The 24,931-nt window shown below is 70.0% G+C and carries 20 protein-coding genes; 10 read left to right on the top strand and 10 right to left on the bottom strand.

All coding sequences use genetic code 11. The features are described 5' to 3' along the window. Nucleotides 1–219: 219 nt before the first annotated feature. The 5 genes from ACH4S9_RS26540 to ACH4S9_RS26520 all read left to right on the top strand — a co-directional run bounded on the left by ACH4S9_RS26540 (nt 220) and on the right by ACH4S9_RS26520 (nt 6,232). Nucleotides 220–1,203: an aldo/keto reductase gene (locus ACH4S9_RS26540; RefSeq protein WP_385340214.1), complete on the top strand. Its 984-nt coding sequence runs from the start codon at nt 220–222 to the stop codon at nt 1,201–1,203. A 38-nt stretch (nt 1,204–1,241) separates the two neighbouring features. Beyond that, the gene (locus ACH4S9_RS26535) at nt 1,242–2,027 is read left to right on the top strand and encodes an aldolase/citrate lyase family protein (protein WP_358843736.1); all 786 of its coding nucleotides are present in this window, start codon (nt 1,242–1,244) and stop codon (nt 2,025–2,027) included. Beyond that, nucleotides 2,027–2,980, top strand: a complete 954-nt coding sequence (locus ACH4S9_RS26530) for a phosphoglycerate dehydrogenase (protein WP_398374087.1) — start codon at nt 2,027–2,029, stop codon at nt 2,978–2,980. Before ACH4S9_RS26535 ends, ACH4S9_RS26530 begins: the two co-directional genes overlap by 1 nt. Nucleotides 2,981–3,064: 84 nt before the next feature. Then, a complete protein-coding gene (locus ACH4S9_RS26525; protein ID WP_398374086.1) occupies nt 3,065–4,498 on the top strand; it encodes an Nramp family divalent metal transporter in 1,434 nt (477 codons plus the stop codon). Nucleotides 4,499–4,753: 255 nt separating this feature from the next. Further along, on the top strand, nt 4,754–6,232 hold the full coding sequence (locus ACH4S9_RS26520) for a TIGR00366 family protein (RefSeq protein ID WP_311721938.1): 1,479 nt from the start codon (nt 4,754–4,756) through the stop codon (nt 6,230–6,232). Here ACH4S9_RS26520 and ACH4S9_RS26515 read toward each other — a convergent pair. Beyond that, the gene (locus tag ACH4S9_RS26515; RefSeq protein ID WP_311721937.1) at nt 6,211–6,492 is read right to left on the bottom strand and encodes an ACT domain-containing protein; all 282 of its coding nucleotides are present in this window, start codon (nt 6,490–6,492) and stop codon (nt 6,211–6,213) included. The two genes, ACH4S9_RS26520 and ACH4S9_RS26515, sit on opposite strands and share 22 nt — an antisense overlap. Nucleotides 6,493–6,623: 131 nt before the next feature. Here ACH4S9_RS26515 and ACH4S9_RS26510 point away from each other — a divergent pair, with 131 nt between their 5' ends. From ACH4S9_RS26510 to ACH4S9_RS26500, 3 genes are all read left to right on the top strand, one after another. Beyond that, complete coding sequence (locus tag ACH4S9_RS26510) at nt 6,624–7,085, top strand: Lrp/AsnC family transcriptional regulator (protein WP_352127202.1); 462 nt, start codon at nt 6,624–6,626, stop codon at nt 7,083–7,085. Between the two features lie 52 nt (nt 7,086–7,137). Then, the gene (locus ACH4S9_RS26505) at nt 7,138–8,118 is read left to right on the top strand and encodes a formylglycine-generating enzyme family protein (protein WP_358843740.1); all 981 of its coding nucleotides are present in this window, start codon (nt 7,138–7,140) and stop codon (nt 8,116–8,118) included. A 108-nt stretch (nt 8,119–8,226) separates the two neighbouring features. Further along, a complete protein-coding gene (locus tag ACH4S9_RS26500) occupies nt 8,227–10,494 on the top strand; it encodes an arylsulfatase (protein ID WP_398374085.1) in 2,268 nt (755 codons plus the stop codon). A 72-nt stretch (nt 10,495–10,566) separates the two neighbouring features. On the opposite strand, the gene ACH4S9_RS26495 is transcribed toward ACH4S9_RS26500, so the two are convergent. Genes ACH4S9_RS26495 through ACH4S9_RS26460 form a run of 8 tightly spaced genes read right to left on the bottom strand, consistent with a single transcriptional unit; the run spans nt 10,567 to nt 19,206 of the window. Further along, nucleotides 10,567–11,364, bottom strand: a complete 798-nt coding sequence (locus ACH4S9_RS26495) for an SDR family oxidoreductase (RefSeq protein WP_311721932.1) — start codon at nt 11,362–11,364, stop codon at nt 10,567–10,569. Nucleotides 11,365–11,369: 5 nt separating this feature from the next. Next, nucleotides 11,370–12,872, bottom strand: coding sequence for an aldehyde dehydrogenase family protein (locus tag ACH4S9_RS26490; RefSeq protein WP_311721930.1), 1,503 nt, complete (start codon nt 12,870–12,872; stop codon nt 11,370–11,372). 2 nt (nt 12,873–12,874) lie between these two features. Then, a complete protein-coding gene (locus ACH4S9_RS26485; RefSeq protein WP_352127197.1) occupies nt 12,875–13,708 on the bottom strand; it encodes an ATP-binding cassette domain-containing protein in 834 nt (277 codons plus the stop codon). Then, a complete protein-coding gene (locus ACH4S9_RS26480; protein WP_398374083.1) occupies nt 13,701–14,741 on the bottom strand; it encodes an ABC transporter ATP-binding protein in 1,041 nt (346 codons plus the stop codon). Before ACH4S9_RS26480 ends, ACH4S9_RS26485 begins: the two co-directional genes overlap by 8 nt. Continuing rightward, nucleotides 14,738–15,631, bottom strand: a complete 894-nt coding sequence (locus ACH4S9_RS26475) for an ABC transporter permease (protein ID WP_311721925.1) — start codon at nt 15,629–15,631, stop codon at nt 14,738–14,740. Before ACH4S9_RS26475 ends, ACH4S9_RS26480 begins: the two co-directional genes overlap by 4 nt. Further along, entirely contained in the window at nt 15,628–16,578 is a 951-nt protein-coding gene (locus ACH4S9_RS26470) for an ABC transporter permease (RefSeq protein ID WP_398374082.1), read from the bottom strand. The genes ACH4S9_RS26475 and ACH4S9_RS26470 overlap by 4 nt, the downstream gene beginning before the upstream one ends. 16 nt (nt 16,579–16,594) lie before the next feature. Beyond that, complete coding sequence (locus tag ACH4S9_RS26465; RefSeq protein ID WP_385343972.1) at nt 16,595–18,127, bottom strand: ABC transporter substrate-binding protein; 1,533 nt, start codon at nt 18,125–18,127, stop codon at nt 16,595–16,597. 5 nt (nt 18,128–18,132) lie between these two features. Then, nucleotides 18,133–19,206, bottom strand: coding sequence for an isocitrate/isopropylmalate dehydrogenase family protein (locus ACH4S9_RS26460; protein ID WP_398374081.1), 1,074 nt, complete (start codon nt 19,204–19,206; stop codon nt 18,133–18,135). A gap of 149 nt (nt 19,207–19,355) precedes the next feature. On the opposite strand from ACH4S9_RS26460, the gene ACH4S9_RS26455 reads away from it, so the two are divergent. After that, a complete protein-coding gene (locus ACH4S9_RS26455) occupies nt 19,356–20,822 on the top strand; it encodes an amidase (protein ID WP_385343978.1) in 1,467 nt (488 codons plus the stop codon). Next, nucleotides 20,819–21,586: a FadR/GntR family transcriptional regulator gene (locus ACH4S9_RS26450; protein WP_311721919.1), complete on the top strand. Its 768-nt coding sequence runs from the start codon at nt 20,819–20,821 to the stop codon at nt 21,584–21,586. Before ACH4S9_RS26455 ends, ACH4S9_RS26450 begins: the two co-directional genes overlap by 4 nt. A gap of 9 nt (nt 21,587–21,595) precedes the next feature. Here the strand turns inward: ACH4S9_RS26450 and icmF are convergent, their stop codons facing one another. Further along, nucleotides 21,596–24,826, bottom strand: a complete 3,231-nt coding sequence (gene icmF, locus ACH4S9_RS26445; protein WP_398374080.1) for a fused isobutyryl-CoA mutase/GTPase IcmF — start codon at nt 24,824–24,826, stop codon at nt 21,596–21,598. Between the last annotated feature and the right edge of the window lie 105 nt (nt 24,827–24,931).

The raw sequence follows: 24,931 nt of genomic DNA, 5'->3' as shown, positions 1-24,931 counted from the left end.
CGCGGTCCGCGTCGCCCTCGTGGACGCGACGCGTACCGGCTTACACAGCACATCGCGCCGAGCAAGGCCGCAGCGCAGCGCACCGCCGGAGACCAGCACGGCGACCGGTCGAGGCCGCGCAGCCGTACGGCCCCATCCGCGATGCGCACATCACGCATCAGAGCGCGCATGAGCACAAAACCGCACCACCCGCACGACCCGCCCCGGAAGGAACCCGCCGTGACCGCCGGCCTTGAACTCCCGCATGTCCCCGTCCCGCTGTCCCGTCTCGTCCTCGGCACGATGACCTTCGGCGACACCGCCGACCGCGCGACGGCCGCCGCGATGGTGGACGCCGCGCTCGACGCGGGCATCACCGGCGTGGACACCGCCAACGGCTACGCGGGCGGCGAGAGCGAGCGCATCCTCGCCGAGTTGCTGCCCGGCCGCCGCGACCGGGTGGTGCTCGCCACCAAGGCCGGCATCCCGCACCCCGACCAGGGCGAGCACGCGCCGCTCTCCCCCGAGGGCCTGCGCGCGGCGCTCGACGGGAGCCTCAAGCGCCTGGGCACCGACCACGTCGACCTCTTCTATCTGCACCAGCCGGACCGCGGGACGCCGCTCGCCGAAACCCTGGCGACCGTCGCCGAGTTCGTACAGGCGGGCAAGGTCCTCGCCCTCGGCGTCTCCAACTTCGCCGCCTGGCAGATCGCCGAGCTGAACCGCGTGGCCGACGAGGTCGGCGCGCCCCGCCCGGTCGTCGCCCAGCAGCTGCACAATCTCCTCGCGCGCCGCGTCGAGGAGGAATACGTGGAGTATGCAGCGTACGCAGCCGGGCTGCGCACCATGGTCTACAACCCGCTCGGCGGCGGCCTGCTCACCGGCCGCCACAGCTTCGAACAGGCCCCGGCGGGCGGGCGCTTCGGGGACTCCAAGCTGGCCGCGATGTACCGCGACCGCTACTGGAACGAGGATCTGTTCCGCGCCGTCACCGACCTCACCCGCATCGCCGCCGACGCGGGCCTGCCGCTGACCGACCTGGCCCTGCGCTGGCTGCTGTCGCGGCCCTCCACCGACGCGCTGCTGCTCGGCGGCTCCAAGGTCGAGCACCTGAAGGCCAACATCGCCGCCGCGGCCGCGGGCCCGCTGCCCGCGGACGTCCTGGCCGCCTGCGACAAGGTCGGCGCCCGCCTGCGCGGCCCGATGCCCGCCTACAACCGCTGACCTCCCCGCCCCATCGCTATCCCACAACGGAGACAAACATGGCCACCGGCCGCACGTCCGCCCAGTTCACCGCCGCACTGCGCAACCGCGAGCAGCTCATCGGCTACTGGTCGCTGCTCGACTCGCCGATCGCCGCCGAGCGCCTCGCCCGCATCGGCTACGACTATCTGGCCTTCGACGCCCAGCACGGCCTCTTCGGCTACCAGGGCATGCTGAACAACCTCCTCGCCACCGACACCAAGGGCAGCACCGCCGTCGGCATGGTGCGGGTGGAAGCCAACGACCTCACCTACATCGGCAAGGCGCTCGACGCGGGCGCCACCGCAGTGATCGTCCCGCTGATCGACAACGCCCAGGACGCCGCCGACGCCGTCGCCGCCGTCCGCTATCCGCCGCTGGGCCGCCGCTCGTACGGCCCGATGCGGGCCCAGCTGCGCATCGGCCCGAACCCGGCCGACACGCACGAGCAGACCGCCGTCCTCGCGATGATCGAGACGGCCGACGGCCTCGCCAACGTCGAGGAGATCTGCGCGACCCCCGGCCTGGACGGCGTCTACGTCGGCCCGTCCGACCTGCGCCTGGCCATCGGCGGCGCGACCTCCACCGACCCTGCCGTGCAGGATGAGTTCGAGCAGGCCCTCGCCCGCGTCCGCAAGGCGGCCGAGGCGGCGGGCATCGCGGCCGGCATCCACAACGCCGACGGCGCGAGCGCCGCCCGCCGCCTCGCCGAGGGCTTCACGTTCGCGACGGTCTCGGCCGACGTCGTGCACCTTCAGCAGGTCGCGACGTCCCACCTGGAGGCGGCGCGGGGCGGGGCGCGCTGATGCCGACCACGCTCATCACGACGCCCACCTTCGCCCGGCACTCGGCGCGCCCCTGGCAGATCCTTCAGGAGGCCGGAGCGGGTCCCCTGCGCCCCCGCGAGGACGCGGCGCTGCCCACCGCCGAACTCCTCGAGTACGCGGCCGGAGCGGACGCGTTGATCGTCGGCATGGACCCGATCACCGCCGAGGTGATGGACGCCGCGCCCCGCCTCAAGGTGATCGCCAAGCACGGCGTCGGCGTCGACACCATCGACGTGGCCGCCGCCCACGCCCGCGCGATACCGGTGGTGTGCGCGCCGGGCAGCAACTCGCGCGCGGTGGCGGAGTACACCTTCGGCCTGCTGCTGTCCGCGACCCGCTCCCTCACCGCCTCGCACACCGCGGTGGCGGCGGGCGGCTGGCCGAAGCTGTTCGGCCCCGAACTGCACGGCAAGACGCTGGGGATCGTGGGCTTCGGCCGCATCGGCCGTCTGCTGGCCGGCTACGCCCGCGCCTTCGGGATGGAGCTGCTCGCCCACGACCCATACGTCTCCGACGCCGACGTCCGCGCGCACGGCGCAGAACCGGCCGCGCTCGACGCGCTGTTGGCGCGCGCCGACGCCGTCAGCCTGCACACCCCGCCCGATCCGTCCGGCGCCCCGCTGCTCGGCCGCGCCCGCCTGGCGGCGATGAAGCCGGGCGCGATCCTGGTCAACGCCGCGCGCGGCGGCCTCGTCGACGAACACGCGCTCGCCGAGCTGCTCGGCTCCGGGCACCTCGGGGCCGCGGCCCTCGACGCGTTCAGCACCGAGCCGCTGCCCGCCGGCCACCCGCTGCGCGAGGCCCCGCGCACCCTCCTCACCTCCCACATGGCCGCCTGCACGCCCGAGGCCAACCAGGCCATGGGCGCGATGGTGGCCGAGGACGTCGTCCGCGTACTGGCGGGCAAGGAGCCGCATCACCAGGCGCGCTGAGACACCACCCCACACGCCCCCGCCACCGACCCCTGTCCCCGTTCCGGATACCGGCGACGACGCCGGAAGCCCTAAGGACCTGATATGGCCACCACGACCGACGGCGCCACGGCGACGCCACCACCCGCGCAGACGCAGATCGATCCGTACGCGCTGCGCGCCGAGGACGCCCGCCCGGCCCCCGTGACCTTCCGCGGCCGAGTGCGCGAACTGGGCCCCGGTCTCGTGCTGTCCGCCGCCGTCGTCGGTTCCGGTGAGCTGATCACCACTACCTCGCTCGGCGCCAAGGCCGGGTTCGCGCTGCTGTGGCTGGTGATCGTCTCGACGGCGGTCAAGGTGTGGGTGCAGATGGAGCTGGCCCGCTGGACGATTCTCAACGGCCGACCGGCGCTCGACGGCTTCCGTGACGTCGGCCCCCGGATCGGCCGGCTGAGCTGGATCAACTGGCTCTGGATCGGCATGGACTTCGCCAAGATGTTCCAGCGCGGCGGCATCATCGGCGGCACCGCGGCGGCCTGTTCGATCCTGCTCCCGATCCACGGGGCGGCGCTGAGCACATCGTCCCTGACCATCTGGGCCCTCATCGTCACCGGCGCCGCCATCCTCATCCTCCAGACGGGCAAGTACCACGTCGTCGAACGGGTCGAGGTCATCGGCATCACGCTCAAGACCGTCATCACCGTCGGCCTGGCGCTCGCCCTGCCGTTCACCGCCTTCGGGTACGGCACCGAGCAGTTCGCCGACGGGCTGAGCTTCCAGATCCCCGCGGGCACGATCGGCATCGCACTCGCCATGTTCGGCATCACCGGCGTCGGCGCCGACGAGATGACGACGTACACCTACTGGTGCATGGAGAAGGGCTACGCCCGCTGGACCGGCCCCGACGACGGCACCGAGGAGCGCGCCCGGCGGGCCGAGGGCTGGCTCAAGGTCATGCGGCTCGACGTGGGCGTCTCCTGGATCATCTGCACGGTCTGCACCCTGTCCTTCTACGTCATCGGCGCCTCGGTGCTCCATCCACAGGGCCTGGTGCCCGAGGGCAACGGCATGATCACCACGCTCTCGCACATCTACACCGACACGCTCGGCCCCTGGGCCGAGTACCTGTTCCTGGCCGGTGCGATCGCCGTCCTCTTCTCGGTCACCGTCGCCTCGTCGGCCAGCGTCCCCCGGCTGTGGACCAACACCCTCGGTCTGCTCGGAGTGATCAACTGGAAGGACATGCGCGTGCGCACGCGCACCATCCGCATCCTCACCTGCTGCCTGCCCCCGGTGTGGATGTGCATCTTCCTGTGGGTCCAGTCCCCCGTCCTGATGGTGCAGATCGGCGGCATCGGCGGTGGCATCTTCCTCCTGGCGGTGGTGGTCGCGGTCTGGCGCCTGCGCTACACCGGCGTCCCACCGCGCTTCCGCGCCAACCCCTGGCTGACCGCCGCCCTCGTCCTGAGCAGCGCGGCGATCCTCTTCCTCGGGGTGTACGGGGTGCTCGACACCCTCGAGCTCACACCCGGCAGCTGATTCCGGGGCGAGTGCGCGCGGCCCGGCGGCCGCTCACCACCATCGGCGAGGACCTGGCCAGGTGCCAGGTCCTCGCCGGTGCGTTTGCGGGACGGATGTACCGGGGCCGTGGATGTTCTCCCATGGGCATGTCCCACATGGTGCGGCGGCAACCCGTGTGCGGATTCCCCATTGCCGCGTTCAGCCGCCCCCCATCAGGATCTTGCGCGCGCACCCCGCCCCGCGAGGGCGAATTCGAACGAACGGGAGATCCGTATGGCCGCGAACCCCCTCAAGACGTCGGAAGCGGAGGTGAGCGGCAAGGAGACCTGGCTTGCCCGGCTGGCCTTGCGGTTCACCCGTTTCTCCGAGAAGTGGCTGCCGGACGCTCTCGGCTTCGTCCTGATCGGCACCTTCGTGGTCCTCGCCCTGGGGCTCGTCTCAGGGGAAAGCCTGCTCGGCAAGCCAAGCGACCCGGAAGCGACCAGCGGCTTCGGCCTCGTGGACGCATGGGGCAAAGGGTTCTGGTCGCTCATAGAGTTCACGCTCCAGATGGCGATCATCGTCATCGCGGGCTACGCGGTGGCGGTCTCGCCGCCGATGGCCCGCCTCATCGCCCGGCTCGCCGCCGTGCCCCGAACCCCGCGCGGCGCTATCACGTTCACCGCCGCCGTCGCCATGGCCACCTCCTATGTGAACTGGGCCTTCAGCCTCGTCTTCACGGCCATCCTCGCCAAGGAGATCGCCCGCCGGCTGGCCGGAGTCGACTACCGCGCCATCGGAGCCATGGCCTTCCTCGGCCTGGGCACCGTATGGGCCCAGGGCCTGTCGGGATCGGCCGCGCTCCAGGTGGCCAGCGCGACCTCCAGCCCGGCCGCCGTGCAGAAGATCATCGCCGAGGGGCGGGGCAGCGGGGTCATTCCCCTGACCGACACCATCTTCCTCTGGCAGGGCATCGTGGCCACGGTGATCGTCTTCGCGGTGGCGGTCACCATGGCGTGGTTCCTCGCCCCGTCGCCTGAGCGGGCGATGACCGCGGAGCGGCTCGGCATCGATCTCGGGCCCGCGCTCCGCACCAAGAGCCCGGACTCCCGGCGCAGCCGCCCCGGCGAGTGGGTCGAGTTCAGTCCGACCCTCACCATCGCGCTCTTCGTTCTGGGTGTCTGGTATCTCGTCCGCCACTTCGCCCAGGCCAAGGGCAATCCGCTCAACGCGCTCGATCTGAACACCGTCAACCTGATCCTCATCCTGCTGGCCCTCATCCTGCACTGGCGACCCGTACACCTCGCCCGCGCCTTCAGGGAGGGAGCACCGGCCGCCTCGGGCGTGTTGCTGCAATTCCCCCTGTACGGAGGCATCTTCGGGATGATCGCCTTCACCGGGCTGCACCAGACCATCGCGGACTGGCTGGTGTCGGTGTCGAACGAGTACTTCTACCCGGCCCTCATCGGTGTCTACAGCTGTGTGCTCGGGGTGTTCGTGCCCAGCGGCGGTGGCAAGTGGGTGGTCGAGGCGCCCTACGTCCTCGGGGCGGCCAACGAGCTGCATGTGAACCAGGGCTGGATGGTCGTGGTGTACGACCTCGGCGAGGCCAGCGCCAATCTGCTCCAGCCGTTCTGGATGCTGCCCACCCTCGCGATCCTCGGCCTGAAGGCGCGCGACATCATGGGCTACACCTTCGCCATGTTCCTCGCGCTGTTTCCCACGGTGCTCGTCCTCGTGACGTTGCTGGCTCAGACCCTCACCTTTCCCTGACGGATCGAAGCGGCGTCGGCGAGGCGCACGACCCTGACGACGTCGGGTGACCGGTTCAGGAACTGGACGAGCTGCTGCAACCTGATGTCGTCCGCCGTGTCCACTTCGATGGTGATCGTCCGCAGCCCGTCGACGGGCGCGGCGACATCCATGGTGACCACGTCGAACTGGCGATGGGCCAGGATCGAGGCGACCCGGGCGACCGTCAAGGGCATGGCGACGACATCGAGTCGCAGCAGTGGTGGTATCGCGGCTGACATGCGGGACACGGTTCCAAGGGCCGGATCCGTTCACAACAAGGGTGCGCACAGCGATGCGCGGCACGCTCCTGTCGAGCAGTCCGTCCAGGTCGGGAGTGGGCGTTGCGGTAAGTGCTGCTTACACTTGTGGCATGTCGGCACCCGTACATCTCGACTCGGTCGATCTACAGATCCTGGAGTTGTTGCGAGCCGACGGGCGGCGCACCGTTCGCGATATCGCACGCCTGGTGCAGCTCACGCCGGCGCCGGTCCGCCGGCGCATCGCGCGCCTCGAGGAGTCGGGTGTCATCACCGGCTACACGATCACGACGGATCAGGCCAAGCTCGGTCAGGGCCTTCAGGCGGTCACCGAGCTGCGCTTCACGGGCGACACCGACATCCACGACATCGTGGAGTTCGCGTCGACGCTGCCGGAGGTCGACGAGGTGTTGACGCTCACCGGCGACGTGGACGCATTGGTCCGGTTGCATGTCGACAATGTCGATGACCTCCAGAAGGTGGTCAATCGCCTGCGTCGTAAGGGCGTCGGTGTGCTCCAGACGAAGACGCTGATCGTCATCGCCTCCTGGCAGCGGGGGACTCCCGTGCCCTGAGATCGATGGTGTGTCAGTCGGGTGAGGAACAGCAGCCGCGGTCGGAGGAGCGATGTCAGGCGCGTGTTGCGCCCCCACGCCAGGGGGCGACCGGAAGAACCCCGAGCCCCCCGCCGTTCGGCCCCAGGCCTCGGAGCGGGACCGGGCACAGGGGCTGCGCGCCATGCTGCGCATCCCCGGAGGGACGTATCTGATGGGAGGCGATGACGCCGACGCGTTTCCCGAGGACGGTGAGGGCCCCGTCCGGGCGGTGCGGCTGTCGCCGTTCCTCATCGACGCGACCGCCGTCACCAACAGGCAGTTCGCGGCGTTCGTGCGCGGCAGCGGCTACCGGACCGATGCCGAGCGCCACGGCTGGTCCTTCGTGTTCTACGCACTCGTCCACCCCGGTGCCCGGCACCTGGTGCGCGACACGGTGCAGCAGGCGCCCTGGTGGCTCGCGGTCGAGGGGGCGTGCTGGCAGGCCCCCTACGGGCCGGGGTCGTCATGGACCGAACTTTCGAACCACCCTGTCGTCCATGTGTCCTGGCGCGACGCGTCCGCCTATGCGGCATGGGCGGGCAAGCGCCTCCCCACGGAGGCGGAGTGGGAGATGGCGGCGCGTGGCGGTCTGGAGCGCGCCCGCTTCCCCTGGGGGGACGAGCTGCTGCCCCGGGGGCAGCACCGCTGCAACATCTGGCAGGGGCGGTTCCCGCAGGTCAACACGGGCGAGGACGGATATCTGGGCACCGCGCCGGTCAAGACCTACCGGCCCAACAACTTGGGCCTGTACAACACCTCGGGCAACGTGTGGGAGTGGTGCTCCGACTGGTGGAGCACCACATGGCACGCCGCCGAGCGCCCGGAGACCCGCCGGGACCCGGCCGGACCGCCCAGCGGGGAGGCGAAGGTGATCCGCGGCGGCTCCTACCTGTGCCATGAGTCGTACTGCAACCGCTACCGCGTGGCCGCGCGCACCTCCAACACACCTGACAGCAGCACCGGGCACATGGGGTTCCGCTGCGCGGCGGACCTGCCCCGGGCGGGTCGGTAGGCGAACCACCGGATGGTTGACACAACCACAGGAGCGGGCGAAACTTACGCCCGGACTACTGGTAAGACCAGTTAACCTGAGCCTTCCTTGGTCAAAGGAGCGTCCTGGATGACCACCGCCTCTCCGTATCCGCCGTCCGAGAGCGGCACCTTCCAAGGCAGGATCGGCACCACCTACGAGGAGTCGACTCCTTGGTGGCCCGATCAGCAGACGCTCCCCGAGGACACGCCCAATGTCGTGGTCATCGTGCTCGACGACGTCGGCTTCTCCGACCTCGGCTGCTTCGGCTCGGACATCGACACCCCGGCCATGGACGCCCTCGCCGCCGACGGCCTTCGTTACGCGAACTTCCACACCACCACGCTGTGTTCGCCGACCCGTGCCTCCCTGCTGACCGGCCGGAACCACCACTCCGTCGGCATGCGTATGTTGTCCAACTTCGACACCGGCTTCCCCAGCGGTCGCGGACGGATCACCAAGGCCGCCGCGATACTGCCCGAGGTGCTGCGCGACAGCGGCTTCAACACCATGGCCGTGGGCAAGTGGCATCTGGCGCCGATGGAGCAGACCACCGCGTCCGGGCCGTACACCCAGTGGCCGCTGTCCCGCGGGTTCGAGCGCTACTACGGATTCCTCGAAGCCGAGACGGACAGCTTCTATCCGGAGCTGTTCCACGACAACCACGCCGTGGATCCGCCGAAGAGCCCGGAAGAGGGCTATCACCTCAGCGAGGACCTGGCCGACCGGGCGATCGAGTTCGTCCGGGACCAGACGTCCGTCACTCCCGAGAAGCCCTTCTTCCTGTATCTGGCGTTCGGCGCGGCGCACGCCCCGCACCAGGCCCCCCAGGAGTACCTGGACAAGTACCGGGGCCGGTTCGACCACGGCTGGGACGCCGAGCGCGCCACCCGGCACGCCCGCCAGATCGAACGGGGCATCTTGCCACCCGGCACCGAACTGGCGCCGCGCAACCCCGGGGTCGTGCCCTTCGACGAGCTGTCGGACGACGAGAAGAAGCTGTCCGTACGCCTCCAGGAGGCCTACGCGGCGATGCTCGACCACACCGACCACCAGATCGGCCGGCTCATGGAGTTCCTGGAGCGGATAGGTCGGATGGAGAACACCATCACCATCCTGCTCTCGGACAACGGGGCCAGCCAGGAAGGCGGGCAGAAGGGTTCGCTCAACCCCACCGCGTTCCAGAACAGGATCCCCGAGGACCTCGAGGAGATGGTCGCGCGGATCGATGACATCGGCACCACCCGCGCTCATGCCAACTACCCCTGGGGCTGGGCACAGGCGGGAAACACGCCGTTCAAGCGCTACAAGCAGAACACCCACGAAGGCGGCGTCCGCTGCCCGCTCATCGTGCGGTGGCCCCGGGGGCTGCCGCGCACCGGCGAGATCAGGCAGCAGTTCCACCATGTGTCCGACATCGCCCCGACCCTCTTCGAACTGCTCGGTCTCCAGGCGCCCGCGGTGTACAACGGCATCCCGCAACTGCCGATCCACGGTGTCAGCATGGCCTACACCTTCGGCTCGCCGGCCGCGCCGACGCGCAAAGAGGCCCAGTACTTCGAGATGTTCGGACACCGCGCGATCTGGCACGACGGCTGGAAGGCCGTCGCCTACCACGAACGCGGCACATCGTTCGACGCGGACCAGTGGGAGCTCTACCACCACGACAGCGACTTCTCGGAGTGCAACGACCTGGCGCGGACGCGGCCCGAGCAACTACAGAAGATGATCTCCCGCTTCTGGGTGGAGGCGGGAAGATACGACGTGCTGCCGCTGGACGACAACGGATTCGCCTACCGGGCGAAGATTCCGCGTCCCGGCTCCCCGCGCAGGCGCACCACCTTCACCTACTATCCCGGCATGGCCCATCTGCCCATCGCCGCGGTGCCACCGGTGATGAACCGCGGACACCGCATCACCGCGTACGTCGACCGCGCCACCGCGTCGGACGAGGGTGTGCTGGTGTCCCTGGGCAGTATCAGCAGCGGATACGTCCTGTACGTCAAGGACAACCGGCTGGTCTACGAGTACAACTTCCTCGGCACCCGGTACGCGGTGACCTCGGCGGAGGAGCTCCCGGTCGGCCCGGCGGAGCTGACCTTCGAATTCGTCAAGACCGGTGACATGCGGGGCACCGGACACCTGTATGTGTCGGGCAGGCCGGTCGGCTCCGAAGCCATTCCGCGGGTCCTGCCGCACTTCCTGGGGTGGCAGGGCCTCGACGTCGGCCGGGACACCCTGTCGCCCTCCTCGCCCAACTACGACGGCGAGTTCGCGTTCACCGGTGCCTTCGAGAAGGTCGTCTTCACGGTCGCGCCGGACGAAGAGGGCACGGAGCCCTTCGAGCGGATCGACTGACGCCCTCCGCCATGCGACTGGGAGCGACGCGGAGCCCTTCGGGGCCCGCGTCGCTCCCAGTCGGTCGTCCGGTCAGCTGGGCGGCGTATAGCGTCCGTCGATCGCCGTCCAGCCTCCGTCCACGAACAGCTGGCTCCCCGTGACGAAGGACGACGCGTCCGAGGCGAGGTAGACGACCGCGCCGGCCAGCTCGTCGGGCCGGGACCAGCGGCCCAGGGCGCTCTTGGTCGCGTAGGCCTCCGACCACTCCGGCACGGCCTTGATCTGCGTGGTCAGCGGTGTGTCCACGATGCCCGGGGCGATGGTGTTCACCCGCACACCAGACGGGCCCAGTTCGGCCGCCGCGGTCCGCGCCAGCTGAACGAGGCCCGCCTTCGTGGCCGCGTACACCCCCTGCCCCGGCTCGACGGCCACCGCGCGGATCGAGCTGAAGCCGATGATGCTGCCCCTGCCACGTTCGGCCATGCCACGGCCGAACGCCCGCACCAGGTCGAAGGACGCGCGCAGATTGAGCGCCACGACCCGCTCGAAGTCCTCCGCCGTGTAGTCGAGCAGGCGCTTGCGCACGTTCGTCGCGGCGGTGAAGACGAGCACGTCGACGGGTCCCAGCTCCTCGGCGGCGCGCGCGACCGCCTCGCCGTCGAGCACGTCCAGGGCGTACGGGACAAGGCCCGGCCCCATCGACGCCGACTCCGTGGCCGCCGTCAGATCACGGTCGGCGCAGACCACCTCGGCGCCGTGCGCGGCGAGCGCCAGGGCGCTCTCGCGGCCTATTCCGCTGCCCCCGCCCACCACGACGGCCTTGCGGCCGTCGAGCCTGAACAGGCGGGAGTACGCGTCCACCGCATCGGTGCGGTCCTCTGCTTGCATGGTCCTCACGGTTTCGTTGTCGTCGGACGGATCACTGCCATACGGGTCACGGTGAGCTCTTCGATGGCGAACCTGGGGCCCTCCCGTCCGGCCCCGGAGTCCTTCACACCGCCGTACGGCATGACGTCGGAGCGGAAGCCGGGCACCTCGTTCACCACCACCCCGCCCACCTCCAGGCGGTCGAGAGCGGCGAACGCCGTATCGAGGGCGCTGGTGTAGACGCTCGCGTGCAGTCCGTAGCGCGAGTCGTTGACCAGGTCGAACGCCGTGTCCAGATCGGGGACGGACCGCACCGCCACCACGGGGCCGAAGACTTCCTCGTCCCAGACGGGCAGGCCACGGTCCACGTCGAGCAGCACGGTGGGCTCGATCACCCCGTCGGTGACCTTGCCTCCGGCCACGAGCGACGCCCCCGCCGCCACCGCCTCCTCCAGCCACGCGCGGACCCGCTCGGTCGACCGCTCGTCGATGAGTGCCGAGACCCTCGTCGCCGGATCGCGGGGATCGCCCATGGCCACCTGGGCCACCCGCTCCGTCAGGCGGGCCACGAACTCGTCGCGCACGGCGTCCACCACGATGACCCGCTGCACGCTGATGCACGCCTGGCCCGACGCGTAGTACCCGCCGCGCACCACCGCGTCGGCGGCGGCGTCGAGGTCGGCGTCGGCGGCGACCACCAGGGCGGCGTTGGAGCCGAGTTCGAGCAGCACCTTGGTGGGTGCCGCGTCCCGGGCGATCCGGTGGCCGACGGCGGCGGAGCCGGTGAAGGACACCGCCCCGATCCGGCGGTCGGTGGTCAGGGCGACGCCCACCTCGGGGCCGCCGGTCACCAGCTGCACCGCGGCCTGCGGCGCGCCCGCGGCGCGAAGGGCCTCACGGAGGAGGTGCACCAGCCACAGGGAGGCCAGCGGAGTCTGCGGCGCCGGCTTGGCGATGACCGGGCAGCCGGCGGCCAGCGCCGGCGCGATCTTGTGCGTGACGAGCAACAGCGGGTAGTTGAAGCCCGCGATGCCCGCCACCACGCCGATCGGCTTGCGGATCCAGAAGCCGAGCAGCCCCTCCCCCGACGGCAGCAGGTCCAGCGGCACCGTCTCGCCGTGCAGCCGGGCCACTTCCTCGGCCGCCGTCAGCAGGGTCAGCAGGGTGCGATCCACCTCGACACGGCAGTCGACCAGCGGCTTACCGGTCTCCAGGACCAGGAGCCGCTCGAAGTCCGCGCGCCGTGAGGCGACCGCGTCGTGCGTCGCGATCAGCGCCGCCCTGCGGGTGTGCGAGGGGAGCCTGCCGACCTGTTCGCGGACCGCGACGGCCGCGTCCACCGCGCGGCGCGCGAGGTCGGTGTCCCCGACCGGGGCCCGCGCGACGAGCGTCCCGTCGTAGGGGAAGCGGACGTCCTCGGCGGCGGGTGCCGCCACCCAGCTGTCGCCGATGGGCAACCCCGTCGGGAACTGGTGGAACTCCAACACCTGGGCGCTTTCGCCACCGGCGGGTTCGACGTGGGTCGTCACGGTCAGTACTCCCGGTTGAGGTCGGCCGCCGACACTCCGGACAGAGCCTTGCCCAGCGTCGGAACGGCGGCGATCAGCCTGCGTGTATAGGAATGTTGCGGATCCTCGTACACCTGCTCCGTGGGCCCGGACTCCACGATCTGTCCGCCGTTCATGACCGCGACCCGGTCGCACACATGGCGGACCACGGACAGGTCGTGGGAGACGAAGACCAGCGTGAGGGACAGCTCCTCGACGAGGTCGGCGATGAGGTTGAGCACCTGGGCCCGTACGGACACGTCCAGGGCGCTCACCGGCTCGTCGGCCACGATGATCTTCGGGCGGGGGGCGAGGGCACGCGCGATCGAGATGCGCTGCCGCTGGCCGCCGGAGAACTGGTGCGGATACCGGTCCGCCGCGTCGGCCCGCAGGCCGACGGCCTCCAGCAACTCGGCCACCCGCTCCCGGCGGTTCGGGTGCCCCTGTGCGACAAGCGGCTCGGCCACGATGTCGCCGACGCGCATACGCGGGTCCAGCGAACTCATCGGGTCCTGGAACACCAGTTGAAGCCGCTCACGGACGAACCCGAGCTGCCGCTCCCTGAGCCCGGTGATGTCCCGGCCGTCGATCGCGACGCCACCGCTGGTGGGGCGGTCGAGCCCGGCCAGAATCCGCAGCAGGGTCGACTTGCCGCACCCCGACTCGCCCACGATGCCGAACCGCTGCCCCTGGGGGACGTCGAAGCTGACGCCGCGCAGGGCGTGCACCGGCGGGCTGGGGTGGCGCAGCGAGGTACGAGGACGGTGGTAGACGCGTGTGACGTCACGGACGCTGATGGCGGTCGGCTGCTCAGCCACGGCCGGCCTCCTGGTTCATCGGTGTGCCCTTCGCGTGTGCGCGGCTCCCGGTTGCCGGGCTCTGTGCCGGGTGGAAGCAGGCGTAGCCGGAGTCCGGCCCGGTCGGGATCCATTCCGGCCGGGTGGCGCACGCCTCGGTCGCGTGGGCGCATCTGTTTCTGAAGACACATCCGGCGGGGAAGTGGCCCGCCGGCGGCACCGATCCGGGGATGGTGGCCAGCCGGCCGCGGTCGTCGACCACGGTCAGGTCCGACGCGCCGATCAGGCCCTGGGTGTAGCGATGCCGAGGACGGGTGAACACCTCCTGGACCGGCCCGGACTCCACCAGCCGCCCGCCGTACATGACCATGACCCGCTCGCAGGCGGTGGCCACCACGGCCAGGTCGTGGGTGATGAACAGCATGGCCGACCTGCGGTCCTGGACTCCCCGCACGATCAGGTCGAGCACCCGCGCCTGCACCGTGACGTCGAGCGCGGTGGTGGGTTCGTCGCAGACCAGGAGCGCGGGATCGTTCGCGAGGGCGATGGCCAGCACCACCCGCTGCCGCTGGCCCCCGGAGAACTGATGCGGGTAGGCCTGCGCGGCGGCCGCGGGGTCGGGGAGCCCCACCTGGGCGAGCAACTCCACGGCGGCGGCCCGGGCGGACGCCCGGTCGGGCCTGGTCCGGTGGACCAGGAGCACCTCGGCGATCTGCCGCCCCACCCTCATCGTGGGGTTCAGCGCGGTCATGGGCTCCTGGAAGACCATGGCCATCTCCTTGCCCCGCACCCGGGACATCCGCGCCTCGTCGGCACCGACCAGGTCGTGGTCGACTCCGGCGAGCCGCACCGAACCCGTGGCCCGCAGCCCTTCGGGGAGCAGGCCCATGACGCTCAGCGCGGTCAACGACTTGCCCGACCCCGACTCGCCGATCAGGCCGACCCGTTCGCCGGCCCGGATGGTGAAGCCGACATCCTCGACGAGCTTGCGGCCGCCCACCGTTACGTCGAGGTTCCGCACGGCCAGCACGTCGCCAGATACGTTGCCGGTCATCGGCGGTCCTCCAGCTTGGGGTCGAAACGGTCGCGGAGGCCGTCACCGAGCAGGTTGAACCCGAGCACGGCCACCGCGATCGCGATGCCCGGGAACACGGCGAGCCGGGGGGCCAGCGACAGCAGCTCCTGGCTCTCCTGGAGCATCCGGCCCCAGGACGGGGTGGGGGGCGGGGTGCCGAAGCCCAGGAAGGACAGCGCGGCTTCGGCGAGGACGGCGATGGCGAAGCCGACCGACGCCTGCACGATGACGAGGCTGCTGACGTTGGGCAGGACATGCCGCACGGCGATCGCGAACGGCCCGCGGCCCGCCGCGCGCGCCGCGGTGACGTATTCGGTCTTCATGACCTGCAACGTGCCGCCGCGGATCAGCCGGGCGAAATTGGGGATGGACGCGATGCCGATGGCGACCATCGCGACCAGCGTGCCGGCGCCGTAGACGGCGGCGAACATGATGGCCAGCAGGAGCGCCGGGAAGGCGAGCAGCAGGTCGTTGGCGCGCATCAGCAGCTCGCCGAGCCAGCGTGGCGCCATTCCGGCGGCGATGCCGAGGGGCACCCCGACCAGGGCGGCGACCCCCACCGCCACAAAACCGACGAACAGCGTGGTGCGCGAGCCGACCAGGATCTGGCTGAACACGTCACGGCCGAACTTGTCCGTGCCGAACCAGTACTCCAGCGACGGCTTCTCCAGCCGCGCCGAGGCGTTCACCAGGGTCGGGTCGTGCGGGGTCCACACGAAGGACAGCAGCGCCATGCCGACCACGACGGCGACGATGAGACCGCCCACCAGCAGGCTGCCCGTCACCGGGCGGCGCCGACGACGGATGTCGGGCACCGCGGACGCGGCGGCCTTGCTGTCCGGAGCGGACGTGGTGTCCGGAGCGCTCATGACGCACCGACCCTGAGCCGCGGGTCGATCACCAGATAGATGATGTCCACCAGGAAGTTCACCAGCAGCACCGCCATTGCGATGATCATGACCACGTCCTGCACCATGATGAGGTCCCGGTTGGAGACGCTGTCCAGCAGCAGGCTCCCGAGCCCGGGGATGACGAAGACCCGTTCAATGACGACGGCGCCCACCAGCAGCGTCGCGAGATGCAACGCCAGGACGGTGACCACGGGCACCGCCGCGTTCCGCAGGCCGTGCCGCAACAGCGCCTGCGTCGGGCGGAGTCCCTTGGCACGAGCGGTGCGCAGATAGTCCTCCCGGAGGACGTCGAGCACGGCGCTGCGGACATAGCGGGTGAGCATGGCCGCCTGCACCAGCCCGAGGGACAGCGCGGGCAGCACCAGTTGCTTGAGGAACATGACCGGATCCTGCGCCGGGGGTGTCCAGCCGTTCGCCGGCAGCCACCCGAGCCGCACCGCGAACACGGTGATCAGGAGGATGCCCGCGAGGAAGGCCGGGACGGCCACGCCGACCTGCGACAGGGCCGAGAGAACGAGCCCGGACGGCTTGCGGTGCCGCACCGCCATGAGCGTGCCCATGGGGATCGCCAGGAGGCAGGCGAACGCCATCCCGGCGCCGACGAGCCACAGGGTGACCTGGAGGCGGTCGGCGATCTGCGGGCCGATCGCCGTCTGTGAGATGTAGGAGTTGCCCGGGTCGAAGGTCACCAGTCCCTTGACCCAGCTGAAGTACTGGACCACGAGCGGCCGGTCGAGCCCGAACTGCTCGCGCAGTTGCGCCACCGCCGTGTCCGACGCGCTGACGCCGAGGGCGACGCGGGCCGGGTCTCCTGGCAGCACCGCCATGAACGCGAACACCAGGACGGAGCTCACGACAAGGCTGGCCAGGAGGATCCCGATCCGCTGCACCAGACGGACGATCATTTGTTGAGTCCGCCTTTCACGACCGGCCCAGGCCGGTGAGATCCAGGGACTCGGAGACGTTGTCCACGGGCAGGCCGGTGATGTTCTTGTCCGCCACCATCAGGTTCGGCAGCAGGAACAGCCAGTCGGCCGCGGCGTCCTTGGACAGCAGCCGGGCGGCCTCCCGCATGGCGGTGACCTGCTCCTCCTGGGTGCCCCGGTCCGCCTTCTTCAGCAACGCGCGGAATTCAGCGTTGTCGTAGTGGGTGTAGTAGCTCTTGTCCCCGAACACCGTCTGCATGTCCCGGGGTTCCAGGTGACTGATGATGGACATGTCGTAGTCGGCGTTCTTGAACACGGTGCTCAGCCAGGCGGCGGGGAACTCCAGCTGATCGAGGGTGACCTTGAACCCGGCCTGTTCGAGCTGGCTCTTGACCACGGTGCCGCACGCGGTGGCATAGGGCAGCGTCGGAATCCGCAGCCGCAGCGTACTGCCGGCTTCGCCGGACTCCTTGAGGAGCTTCTTGGCCTTGTCGCGGTCGTACGGATACTGGTTGGTGAGGTCCTGGTACCACGGGTCGGTCGGCGGGACCATGCTGCCGATGAGCTTGCCGCGCCCTGCCCAGCAGGTGTCAAGCAGGGCCTTGTGGTCGATGGCGTAGCGGACGGCCTGGCGGGCCTTCAGGTTCTTCAGCGGGCCCGAGCCGTTGTTGAGGGAGAGGACCACCTCGCCGTTGGTCGTGCCCTCGATGACCTTGTACGTCGGGTTGTTCGTGAACCGGTCCAGAGAATCCGGGGTCTGCATCGTGCCGATCACGTTGATGGTGCCCGTGAGCAGCGCGTTGTTCATGGCCGTCGGGTCCTTGAAGTACTTGAGGGTGACCGACGCGAAGTGCGGTTCGCTCCCCCAGTAGCCATCACGACGGGCCAGCGTGATCGAGTCGCCGCGGTTCCACTTCTTCACCACGTACGGGCCGGTGCCCACCGGCTCGGTGGCCAGCTTGCTCACGCCGGTCCGGCTGAACATCACGCCGACGCGGGTGGTCATCCGGTACAGCCAGTCGTTGCTCGGCTCTTTCAGGGTGACCTTGAGTTCGGTCGGTGACACCGCCCGCACCGTGTCGACGACGTCCATCTGCGCCTTCTGCGCGATGGTCCAGTCGGACTTGACGTGTTCGATGGAGAACTTCGCGTCCTCGGCGGTGAACGGTGCGCCACTGCTGAACTTGGCGTCCTTCACCAACTGGAACGTGTACGTCTTGCGGTCCTTGGACAGGCTCCACGACTTGGCCAGTTGGGGCTGGATCTTCCCGGACTGGTCGACCTTCACCAGGTTCTCGTAGACGTTGTAGAGCAGTGCCTGGGGAATGGCGGCACCCGCGGTCTTGGTGATGTCGAGGTTGGCCGGCTCGGCGTTGAGGCCGATCTTCAGGGCGTCGTCGGTCTTCCCGGACTTGCCGCTGCCACCGCCGTCTGCCGTGGACCCGGCCGAGCAGGCTGCCAGCAGTAGGGACGCGAGCGTGGCCGCGACCACCCCGGTGTGTCGCGTCAACTGCTTGTGGTCTCTCATAGGTTCTACCCCTGGCTTTCCATCGTGTGCAGGACAGCGGATGTCACATCCGCCGTGGTGGCGTTTCCGCCGAGGTCCGCCGTGTGGTGCCGGGCATCTCGCAAGGTGCCCGTCACCGCGTCACGGATGCGGCGAGCCGCGCTGGTGTGTCCGAGGTCGTCGAGCAGCAGCGCTCCGGACAGCATGCACGCCACCGGATTCGCCACACCCCTCCCGGCGATGTCGGGTGCGGAGCCGTGGACCGGCTCATAGACCCCCGGCACATCGGCGCCCGGAAGGATGTTGGCGCTGGGTGCCATGCCCATACCGCCGGCGAGCACCGCGGCGAGGTCGGACAGGATGTCGCCGAACAGATTGCCGGCGAGCAGGACATCGAGCGATCGCGGAGCCTGGATCATACGCGCGGCCATGGCGTCGACCAGCACGGTTTCCAACCGGACCGCCGGATACTGCTCGCCGACCTCGCGCACCACCCGGTCCCACAGCGGATAGCCGTAGCGCATCGCGTTGGACTTCGTCACCAGGCACAGCCGTCCCGACCGCCGGGAGGCCAGGGCGAAGGCATGGTGCGCCGCCCGCTCGATGACACGGCGGGAGTGCACCGCGATCTCGATGCCGAGATCGTGTCCGCTGCCGGCGTGCGCCACGCCGCCGGCGCCGACGTACTCGCCCTCGGTGTTCTCGCGAACGATGACCAGGTCCACGCCGTCGGTGTCGCGCACCTTGGTGGGCACGCCGGGGAACGCGCGCACCGGGCGGATGTTCACGGCGAGGTCGAGCTGCTGCCGCAGGCCGATGATCAGGCCCCAGACCAGTTCGTGATCCGGCACATCGGGACGTCCGACGGCGCCGAACAACACGGCGTCCGTCTTCTTGACGAGGTCGGCCGCATCGGCCGGCATCGCCGCCCCCTGCCGCAGGAACCGCTCGCCTCCCCAGTCGAACGAGGTCACGTCGAGCCGGTGGCCGTCGGCCTCCAGCGCGGCCTGGAGCACGGGCACGGTGGCCGCGACGACCTCAGGGCCGATTCCGTCACCAGGTATGACGGCGAGCCGCACGACGTTGGTGTCCCGCGCCATCAACGCACCTTCCCCTCTGACTGGCCTGACCAGTAAGCTGACTTGCCAGGTACCGTGACGACTGAGGCTGTACTTGTCAAGGGTTCGAATGCCCCGGGTATCGCGAGGGGCACCCGCCCAGCGGTAGCTGGGGGAGGAGGAGAGTGCGAGTGCTCACGGAACAGGGCCTGGCCGCCATGCCGGCCGTCGAGATGGTGACCCGATTCGCCGACCGCACGCTGTCGCCGGTCGAGGTCCACGACGCCGTCCAGTCGGTGATCGAGGCGCGCGAGAGCGTGCTCAACGCGTTCTGGGTGCGGGATCCGGACGAGTCCCGCAAGGCGGCCCTGGCCAGCGAGGCCCGATGGGCGGCGGGGGAACCGCTCGGCCCCATCGACGGCGTGCCCGTGACGCTCAAGGAGAACGTCGCCCGCAGAGGCGTCCCCATGCCCTCCGGCAACGCGGGGACGGATCCGGTCGTCCCCGAGGCGGACGCGCCCATCACCGCGCGGGTCCTCGAATCCGGTGGGGTGATCCTCGGGTCGACCGTGATGCCGGACTGGGGCATGCTCTCCTCGGGAGTCTCCAGCCGGCACGGCATCACCCGCAGCCCCTGGGACCCCGCCTGGACCACGGGCGGCTCCAGCTCCGGCGCGGGGGCCGCGGCTGCCGGAGGCTACGGCCCGCTCCACGTCGGCACCGACATCGGCGGGTCGATCCGGCTGCCGGGCACCTGGCTGGGCCTCGCCACGCTCAAGCCCAGCTACGGGAGGATCCCGCTGGACGCCCCGTACCTGGGGCGCGCCGCCGGCCCCATGACGCGCACCGTGGCGGACGCGGCCCTGTTCATGAGCATCCTGAGCCGACCGGATCCGCGGGACTGGTCGAGCCTGCCGCCGCAGGACATCGACTGGTCGGCACCGGTCGGCGAGGTGCGCGGACTTCGGGTGGGGGTGCAACTGGACGCGGGCTGCGGAGAGCCGTGCGACGCCGAGATCCTGACCGCGGTGAACCGTGCCGCCGCGGTCTTCGAGGCGGCGGGCGCCGTCGTGGAGCCGGTGGAGCCGTTCATGGGCCAGGATCTCCTGGACGACCTGGATCTGTTCTGGCGGGTGCGGTCCTGGAACGACTTCCGCGAACTGGCGGCCGAGGCCAAGCTGCGTGTCCACCCCAGCATCATCCGATGGTGCCAGGGGGGCGCGGATGTGCCGGGCACGCGGGTGCTCCAGTGCTACCAGCAGATCATGCGCATCCAGGAGCGGACCGTGGCGGCGACGCTCCCGTACGATCTGGTGCTTTCGCCGGTGGCTCCGGTTGCGGCGTTCCCCGCCGAGCAGCCGATGCCGTTCCTGGAGGACGCGAAGACGATGTCCCACATCGGCTTCACCGCGCCGTACAACATGTCGGGCCAGCCCGCGGCGACCGTGAACTGCGGCTTTACGGCGGACCGCAGGACCGTCGGGGTGCAGATCGCGGGCCCCCGTTTCGACGATCTCGGTGTTCTGAGGGCGGCCGCGTGGTACGAACGGAACCGGCCTGCCGAGGCGGTCCCGCACTGGCCGGACGGCGTCCCCGGGGCGACCACCGGAGAGACGGCCGGGGGAGAAACGACAACGCTCGAAGGGGAGAAGCCGTGAGTGACGGGGCACAGTTCCAGCAGGTCTCGCCGGTACGGCTCTACCAGCGCATCGTCGAGCAGATCGAGCAGGCGATCACGCGCGGTGATCTGAAGCCCGGTCAGCGGCTGCCGAGCGAGCGAGAGCTGGTGACCCAGTTCGGGGCGAGCCGGCCCACCGTGCGGGAGGCCCTGCGCGTACTGGAGAGCAACGGCCTCATCCGCTCGCGCCCGGGCGACCCGAACGGCCCGGAGATCCTGCCGTTCTCCTCGGCCGGCCTGACCAAGGAGATGACCCGGCTCGTCCAGTTCGACAATGTGTCGATGGCGGAGCTGATCTCGTTCCGCATGATTCTCGACGGGTCGGCGAGCATGCTCGCGGCCCGGCTGCGGTCCGAGGAGGAGCTGTCCGCCATGGAGCGGACGATCGCCGTCATGGCGGACGCGATCGAGACGGGGTACGACGAGTTCAGCAAGGCTGACGTCGCGTTCCATGAGGCGGTGGCCGTGGCCAGCCGCAACTCCCTCATCGAGGTCTGCAACCAGGTGGTCCGGGGCGCCGTCCTCTCGCTGATCTCGGACAAGGTCGCGCAGGCGCACAACCGCAAGGCGCTCATGCGGGAGTCGCTCCAGCACCACCAGGAGGTGCTGGAGGCGATCCGGGCCCGGGACGGCCTGGCGGCGGCGCGCATCTCGCGGCGCAAGCTCTACGACTACTACGCCGGGTACGTCCAGGAGAGCGAGCAGGGGCCGCTGCTCGCTCTCCTGGACGACGAAGAGAAGTAAACCTCTCGGTCAGACGTTGCGGCGGTACTGGCCGCCGACCTCGAAGAACGCCTCGGTGATCTGCTCGAGCGAGCAGACCCGGGCGGCGTCCATGAGGACGGTGAAGACGTTGTGGCCGCCCACCGCCGCGTCCTTGAGGGCGGCCAGGGCGGCCTGCGCCTGGTCGCGGTGGCGGGCCTGGAAGTCCCGTACGCGCTCCAGCTGGGACTCCTTCTCCTTCTCGGTGGCGCGCGCCAGCTCGATGGCGCCGGGCTCCGCGGTGTCCGCGTGCGGGCTGCGGAAGGTGTTGACCCCGATGATCGGCAGTGTCCCGTCGTGTTTGCGCTGCTCGTACAGCATCGACTCGTCCTGGATACGGCCGCGCTGGTAGCCGGTCTCCATGGCGCCGAGCACACCGCCGCGCTCGCTGATCCGCTCGAACTCGGCGAGCACCGCCGCCTCGACCAGGTCGGTGAGCTCATCGATGATGAACGACCCCTGGAGGGGGTTCTCGTTCATCGCGAGGCCCCATTCCCGGTTGATGATCAGCTGGATGGCCAGGGCCCGGCGGACCGATTCCTCGGTCGGGGTGGTCACCGCCTCGTCGTAGGCGTTGGTGTGCAGGCTGTTGCAGTTGTCGTAGATGGCGATGAGCGCCTGAAGGGTGGTGCGGATGTCGTTGAAGTCCATCTCCTGGGCGTGCAGGGAGCGGCCGGAGGTCTGGACGTGGTACTTCAGCTTCTGGCTGCGCTCGTTCGCCCCGTAGCGGTCCCGCATCGCCACCGCCCAGATGCGGCGGGCGACCCGGCCGAGCACGGAGTATTCGGGGTCCATGCCGTTGGAGAAGAAGAAGGACAGGTTCGGGGCGAAGTCGTCGATGTGCATGCCGCGCGCCAGGTAGGCCTCGACATAGGTGAAGCCGTTGGCCAGGGTGAAGGCCAGCTGGCTGATGGGGTTCGCCCCGGCTTCGGCGATGTGGTAGCCCGAGATGGACACCGAGTAGAAGTTGCGGACCTTGTGCGCGATGAACCACTCCTGGATGTCGGCCATCATCCGCAGGGAGAACTCGGTGGAGAACAGACAGGTGTTCTGGCCCTGGTCCTCCTTGAGGATGTCGGCCTGCACCGTGCCGCGCACGCTCGCCAGCGCGTGTGCGCGCAAGCGAGCGGCTTCCTCGGGTGACGGGTCGCGGCCCTCCGCCGCGCGGAACATTTCGACCTGCTGGTCGATCGCGGTGTTCAGGAAGAACGCCAGGATGGTCGGCGCGGGTCCGTTGATCGTCATGGAGACCGAGGTGGTCGGCGCGACCAGGTCGAAGCCGTCGTAGAGGGCCCGCATGTCCTCCAGCGTGGCCACCGACACTCCGGAGGTGCCGACCTTCCCGTAGATGTCGGGGCGTTCGCCGGGGTCGCGGCCGTAGAGGGTGACCGAGTCGAAGGCGGTGGACAGCCGGGTGGCCGGCTGGCCCTCGGAGAGCAGCTTGAAGCGCCGGTTGGTGCGGAAGGGATCGCCCTCGCCGGCGAACATCCGCGCCGGGTCCTCCCCGTCGCGCTTGAACGGGAACACCCCGGCCGTGAAGGGGAAGTAGCCGGGCAGGTTCTCCCGGCGCCAGAACCGCACCAGCTCCCCGTGGTCGGTGAACCTGGGCAGGGCGACGCGGGGGACCTTGTTGCCCGACAGGGACTCGCGGGTCAGCGTGGTGCGGATCTCCCTGTCGCGGACCTTCACCACCTGCTCGTCACCGGAGTAGGCGGCCACGACAGCGGGCCAGTTCCCGATCTGCTCCGTGATGTCGCGCGGGAGCCGCCGACGGGCGTCGTCGAGCAGCGACTGGACGTTTCCGGCGTCCGAGCCCGCCTCGACGAGCTCACCCCTGACCGCGTCCAGGCGCTGCGCCCGGCGGGCCGCCTCGGCCAGCCGCTCGGTCTCCGCGTGGTATCCGCGGACCGTCTCGGTGATCTCGGCGAGGTAGCGCACCCGGTCCGCGGGCACCACCTGCCGGATGCCCGAGGAGTGGCGTACGTCGACCGGCGGCAGCGCGCCCTCGGACAGCGGCAGGCCCTGCCCGGCCAGGGTGGTCCTCAGGTGCTGGTAGAGCGCGGTGACACCGTCGTCGTTGAATGTGGCCGCCGAGGTGCCCAACACCGGCATGTCCTCGGGCCGCTTGCCGAACGCCTCACGGTTGCGGACCAGTTGGCGGCCCACGTCACGCAGTGCGTCCTTGGCGCCGCGCCGCTCGAACTTGTTGATCGCCACCACATCGGCGAAGTCGAGCATGTCGATCTTCTCCAGCTGCGAGGCGGCGCCGAACTCCGGCGTCATCACATACATCGAGGTGTCGACGAACGGCACGATCGCCGCGTCCCCCTGGCCGATGCCCGGCGTCTCCACGATGACCAGGTCGAACCCGGCGGCCTTGACCACGTCGATCACGTCGGACAGATGCTCGGGCAGCTCGCGGCTGCCGCGCGTGGCGAGGCTCCGGAAGAAGACCCGGTGTCCGTCCAGGGAGTTCATCCGGATCCGGTCACCGAGCAGCGCACCGCCGCCACGGCGGCGGGTCGGGTCGACCGCGATGACCGCGATGCGTAGCTCGCCCTGCTGGTCGAGACGGAAGCGGCGCACCAGTTCGTCGGTGAGCGACGACTTCCCCGAGCCGCCGGTGCCGGTGATGCCGAGCACCGGCGTGCCCCGCTCCGCGGCGGCGGCGCGCAGCTGTCCCAGGAGATCCGGGGGCAGTTTGCCGAGCTCGGCGCCGGTGATGGCGCGGGCGATCGCGAACCGGTCGCCGGCGAGTATGGCGGCGGCATCAGCCGGCCCGCCGTCCCAGAGGTCGAAGTCGCAATCCCGGATCACCGAGTTGACCATCCCGGCGAGGCCCAGCCGCTGGCCGTCCTCGGGAGAGAAGATGGTCACTCCGCTCTCGCGCAGCCGGGCGATCTCCTCGGGCACGATGACGCCGCCTCCGCCGCCCACCACGCGGACGTGTTCCGCTCCCCGCTCGCGCAGCGACTCGGCCAAGTACTCGAAGTACTCCACATGTCCGCCCTGGTAGGAGGAGACCGCGACGCCGTGTGCGTCCTCCTCGAGCACCGCGTCCACGACCTCGCGCACGGACCGGTTGTGTCCGAGGTGGATCACCTCGGCCCCCTGCGACTGGAAGATCCGCCGCATGATGTTGATCGACGCATCGTGCCCGTCGAACAGCGCCGAAGCCGTAACCAGGCGGACAGGGTGCACGGGTCGGTGCAGATCGCTCATGAGGGCCTTCCCAGACAGGTCAGGATCGCTGACCGTATAGATACTAGGACGTCCTAGTAAATTACTGAAGGTGAGAAGGGTGTGAAGAGAGGCACAGTGCGCGTG

The sequence above is a fragment of the Streptomyces sp. NPDC021225 genome, from assembly GCF_044332865.1.
Classification (GTDB): domain Bacteria; phylum Actinomycetota; class Actinomycetes; order Streptomycetales; family Streptomycetaceae; genus Streptomyces.
This window is presented reverse-complemented; position numbering and strand designations above follow the sequence as displayed.

Excerpts from the sequence above, each read along its gene's own strand:
- ACH4S9_RS26470 (WP_398374082.1), bottom strand. The coding sequence starts at position 16,578 with ATGATCGTCCGTCTGGTGCAGCGGATCGGGATCCTCCTGGCCAGCCTT.
- ACH4S9_RS26495 (WP_311721932.1), bottom strand. The coding sequence starts at position 11,364 with ATGCAAGCAGAGGACCGCACCGATGCGGTGGACGCGTACTCCCGCCTG.
- ACH4S9_RS26520 (WP_311721938.1), top strand. The coding sequence starts at position 4,754 with ATGGCCGCGAACCCCCTCAAGACGTCGGAAGCGGAGGTGAGCGGCAAG.
- ACH4S9_RS26475 (WP_311721925.1), bottom strand. The coding sequence starts at position 15,631 with ATGAGCGCTCCGGACACCACGTCCGCTCCGGACAGCAAGGCCGCCGCG.
- icmF (WP_398374080.1), bottom strand. The coding sequence starts at position 24,826 with ATGAGCGATCTGCACCGACCCGTGCACCCTGTCCGCCTGGTTACGGCT.
- ACH4S9_RS26500 (WP_398374085.1), top strand. The coding sequence starts at position 8,227 with ATGACCACCGCCTCTCCGTATCCGCCGTCCGAGAGCGGCACCTTCCAA.
- ACH4S9_RS26515 (WP_311721937.1), bottom strand. The coding sequence starts at position 6,492 with ATGTCAGCCGCGATACCACCACTGCTGCGACTCGATGTCGTCGCCATG.
- ACH4S9_RS26465 (WP_385343972.1), bottom strand. The coding sequence starts at position 18,127 with ATGAGAGACCACAAGCAGTTGACGCGACACACCGGGGTGGTCGCGGCC.
- ACH4S9_RS26505 (WP_358843740.1), top strand. The coding sequence starts at position 7,138 with ATGTCAGGCGCGTGTTGCGCCCCCACGCCAGGGGGCGACCGGAAGAAC.
- ACH4S9_RS26510 (WP_352127202.1), top strand. The coding sequence starts at position 6,624 with ATGTCGGCACCCGTACATCTCGACTCGGTCGATCTACAGATCCTGGAG.
- ACH4S9_RS26480 (WP_398374083.1), bottom strand. The coding sequence starts at position 14,741 with ATGACCGGCAACGTATCTGGCGACGTGCTGGCCGTGCGGAACCTCGAC.
- ACH4S9_RS26530 (WP_398374087.1), top strand. The coding sequence starts at position 2,027 with ATGCCGACCACGCTCATCACGACGCCCACCTTCGCCCGGCACTCGGCG.
- ACH4S9_RS26460 (WP_398374081.1), bottom strand. The coding sequence starts at position 19,206 with ATGGCGCGGGACACCAACGTCGTGCGGCTCGCCGTCATACCTGGTGAC.
- ACH4S9_RS26525 (WP_398374086.1), top strand. The coding sequence starts at position 3,065 with ATGGCCACCACGACCGACGGCGCCACGGCGACGCCACCACCCGCGCAG.
- ACH4S9_RS26535 (WP_358843736.1), top strand. The coding sequence starts at position 1,242 with ATGGCCACCGGCCGCACGTCCGCCCAGTTCACCGCCGCACTGCGCAAC.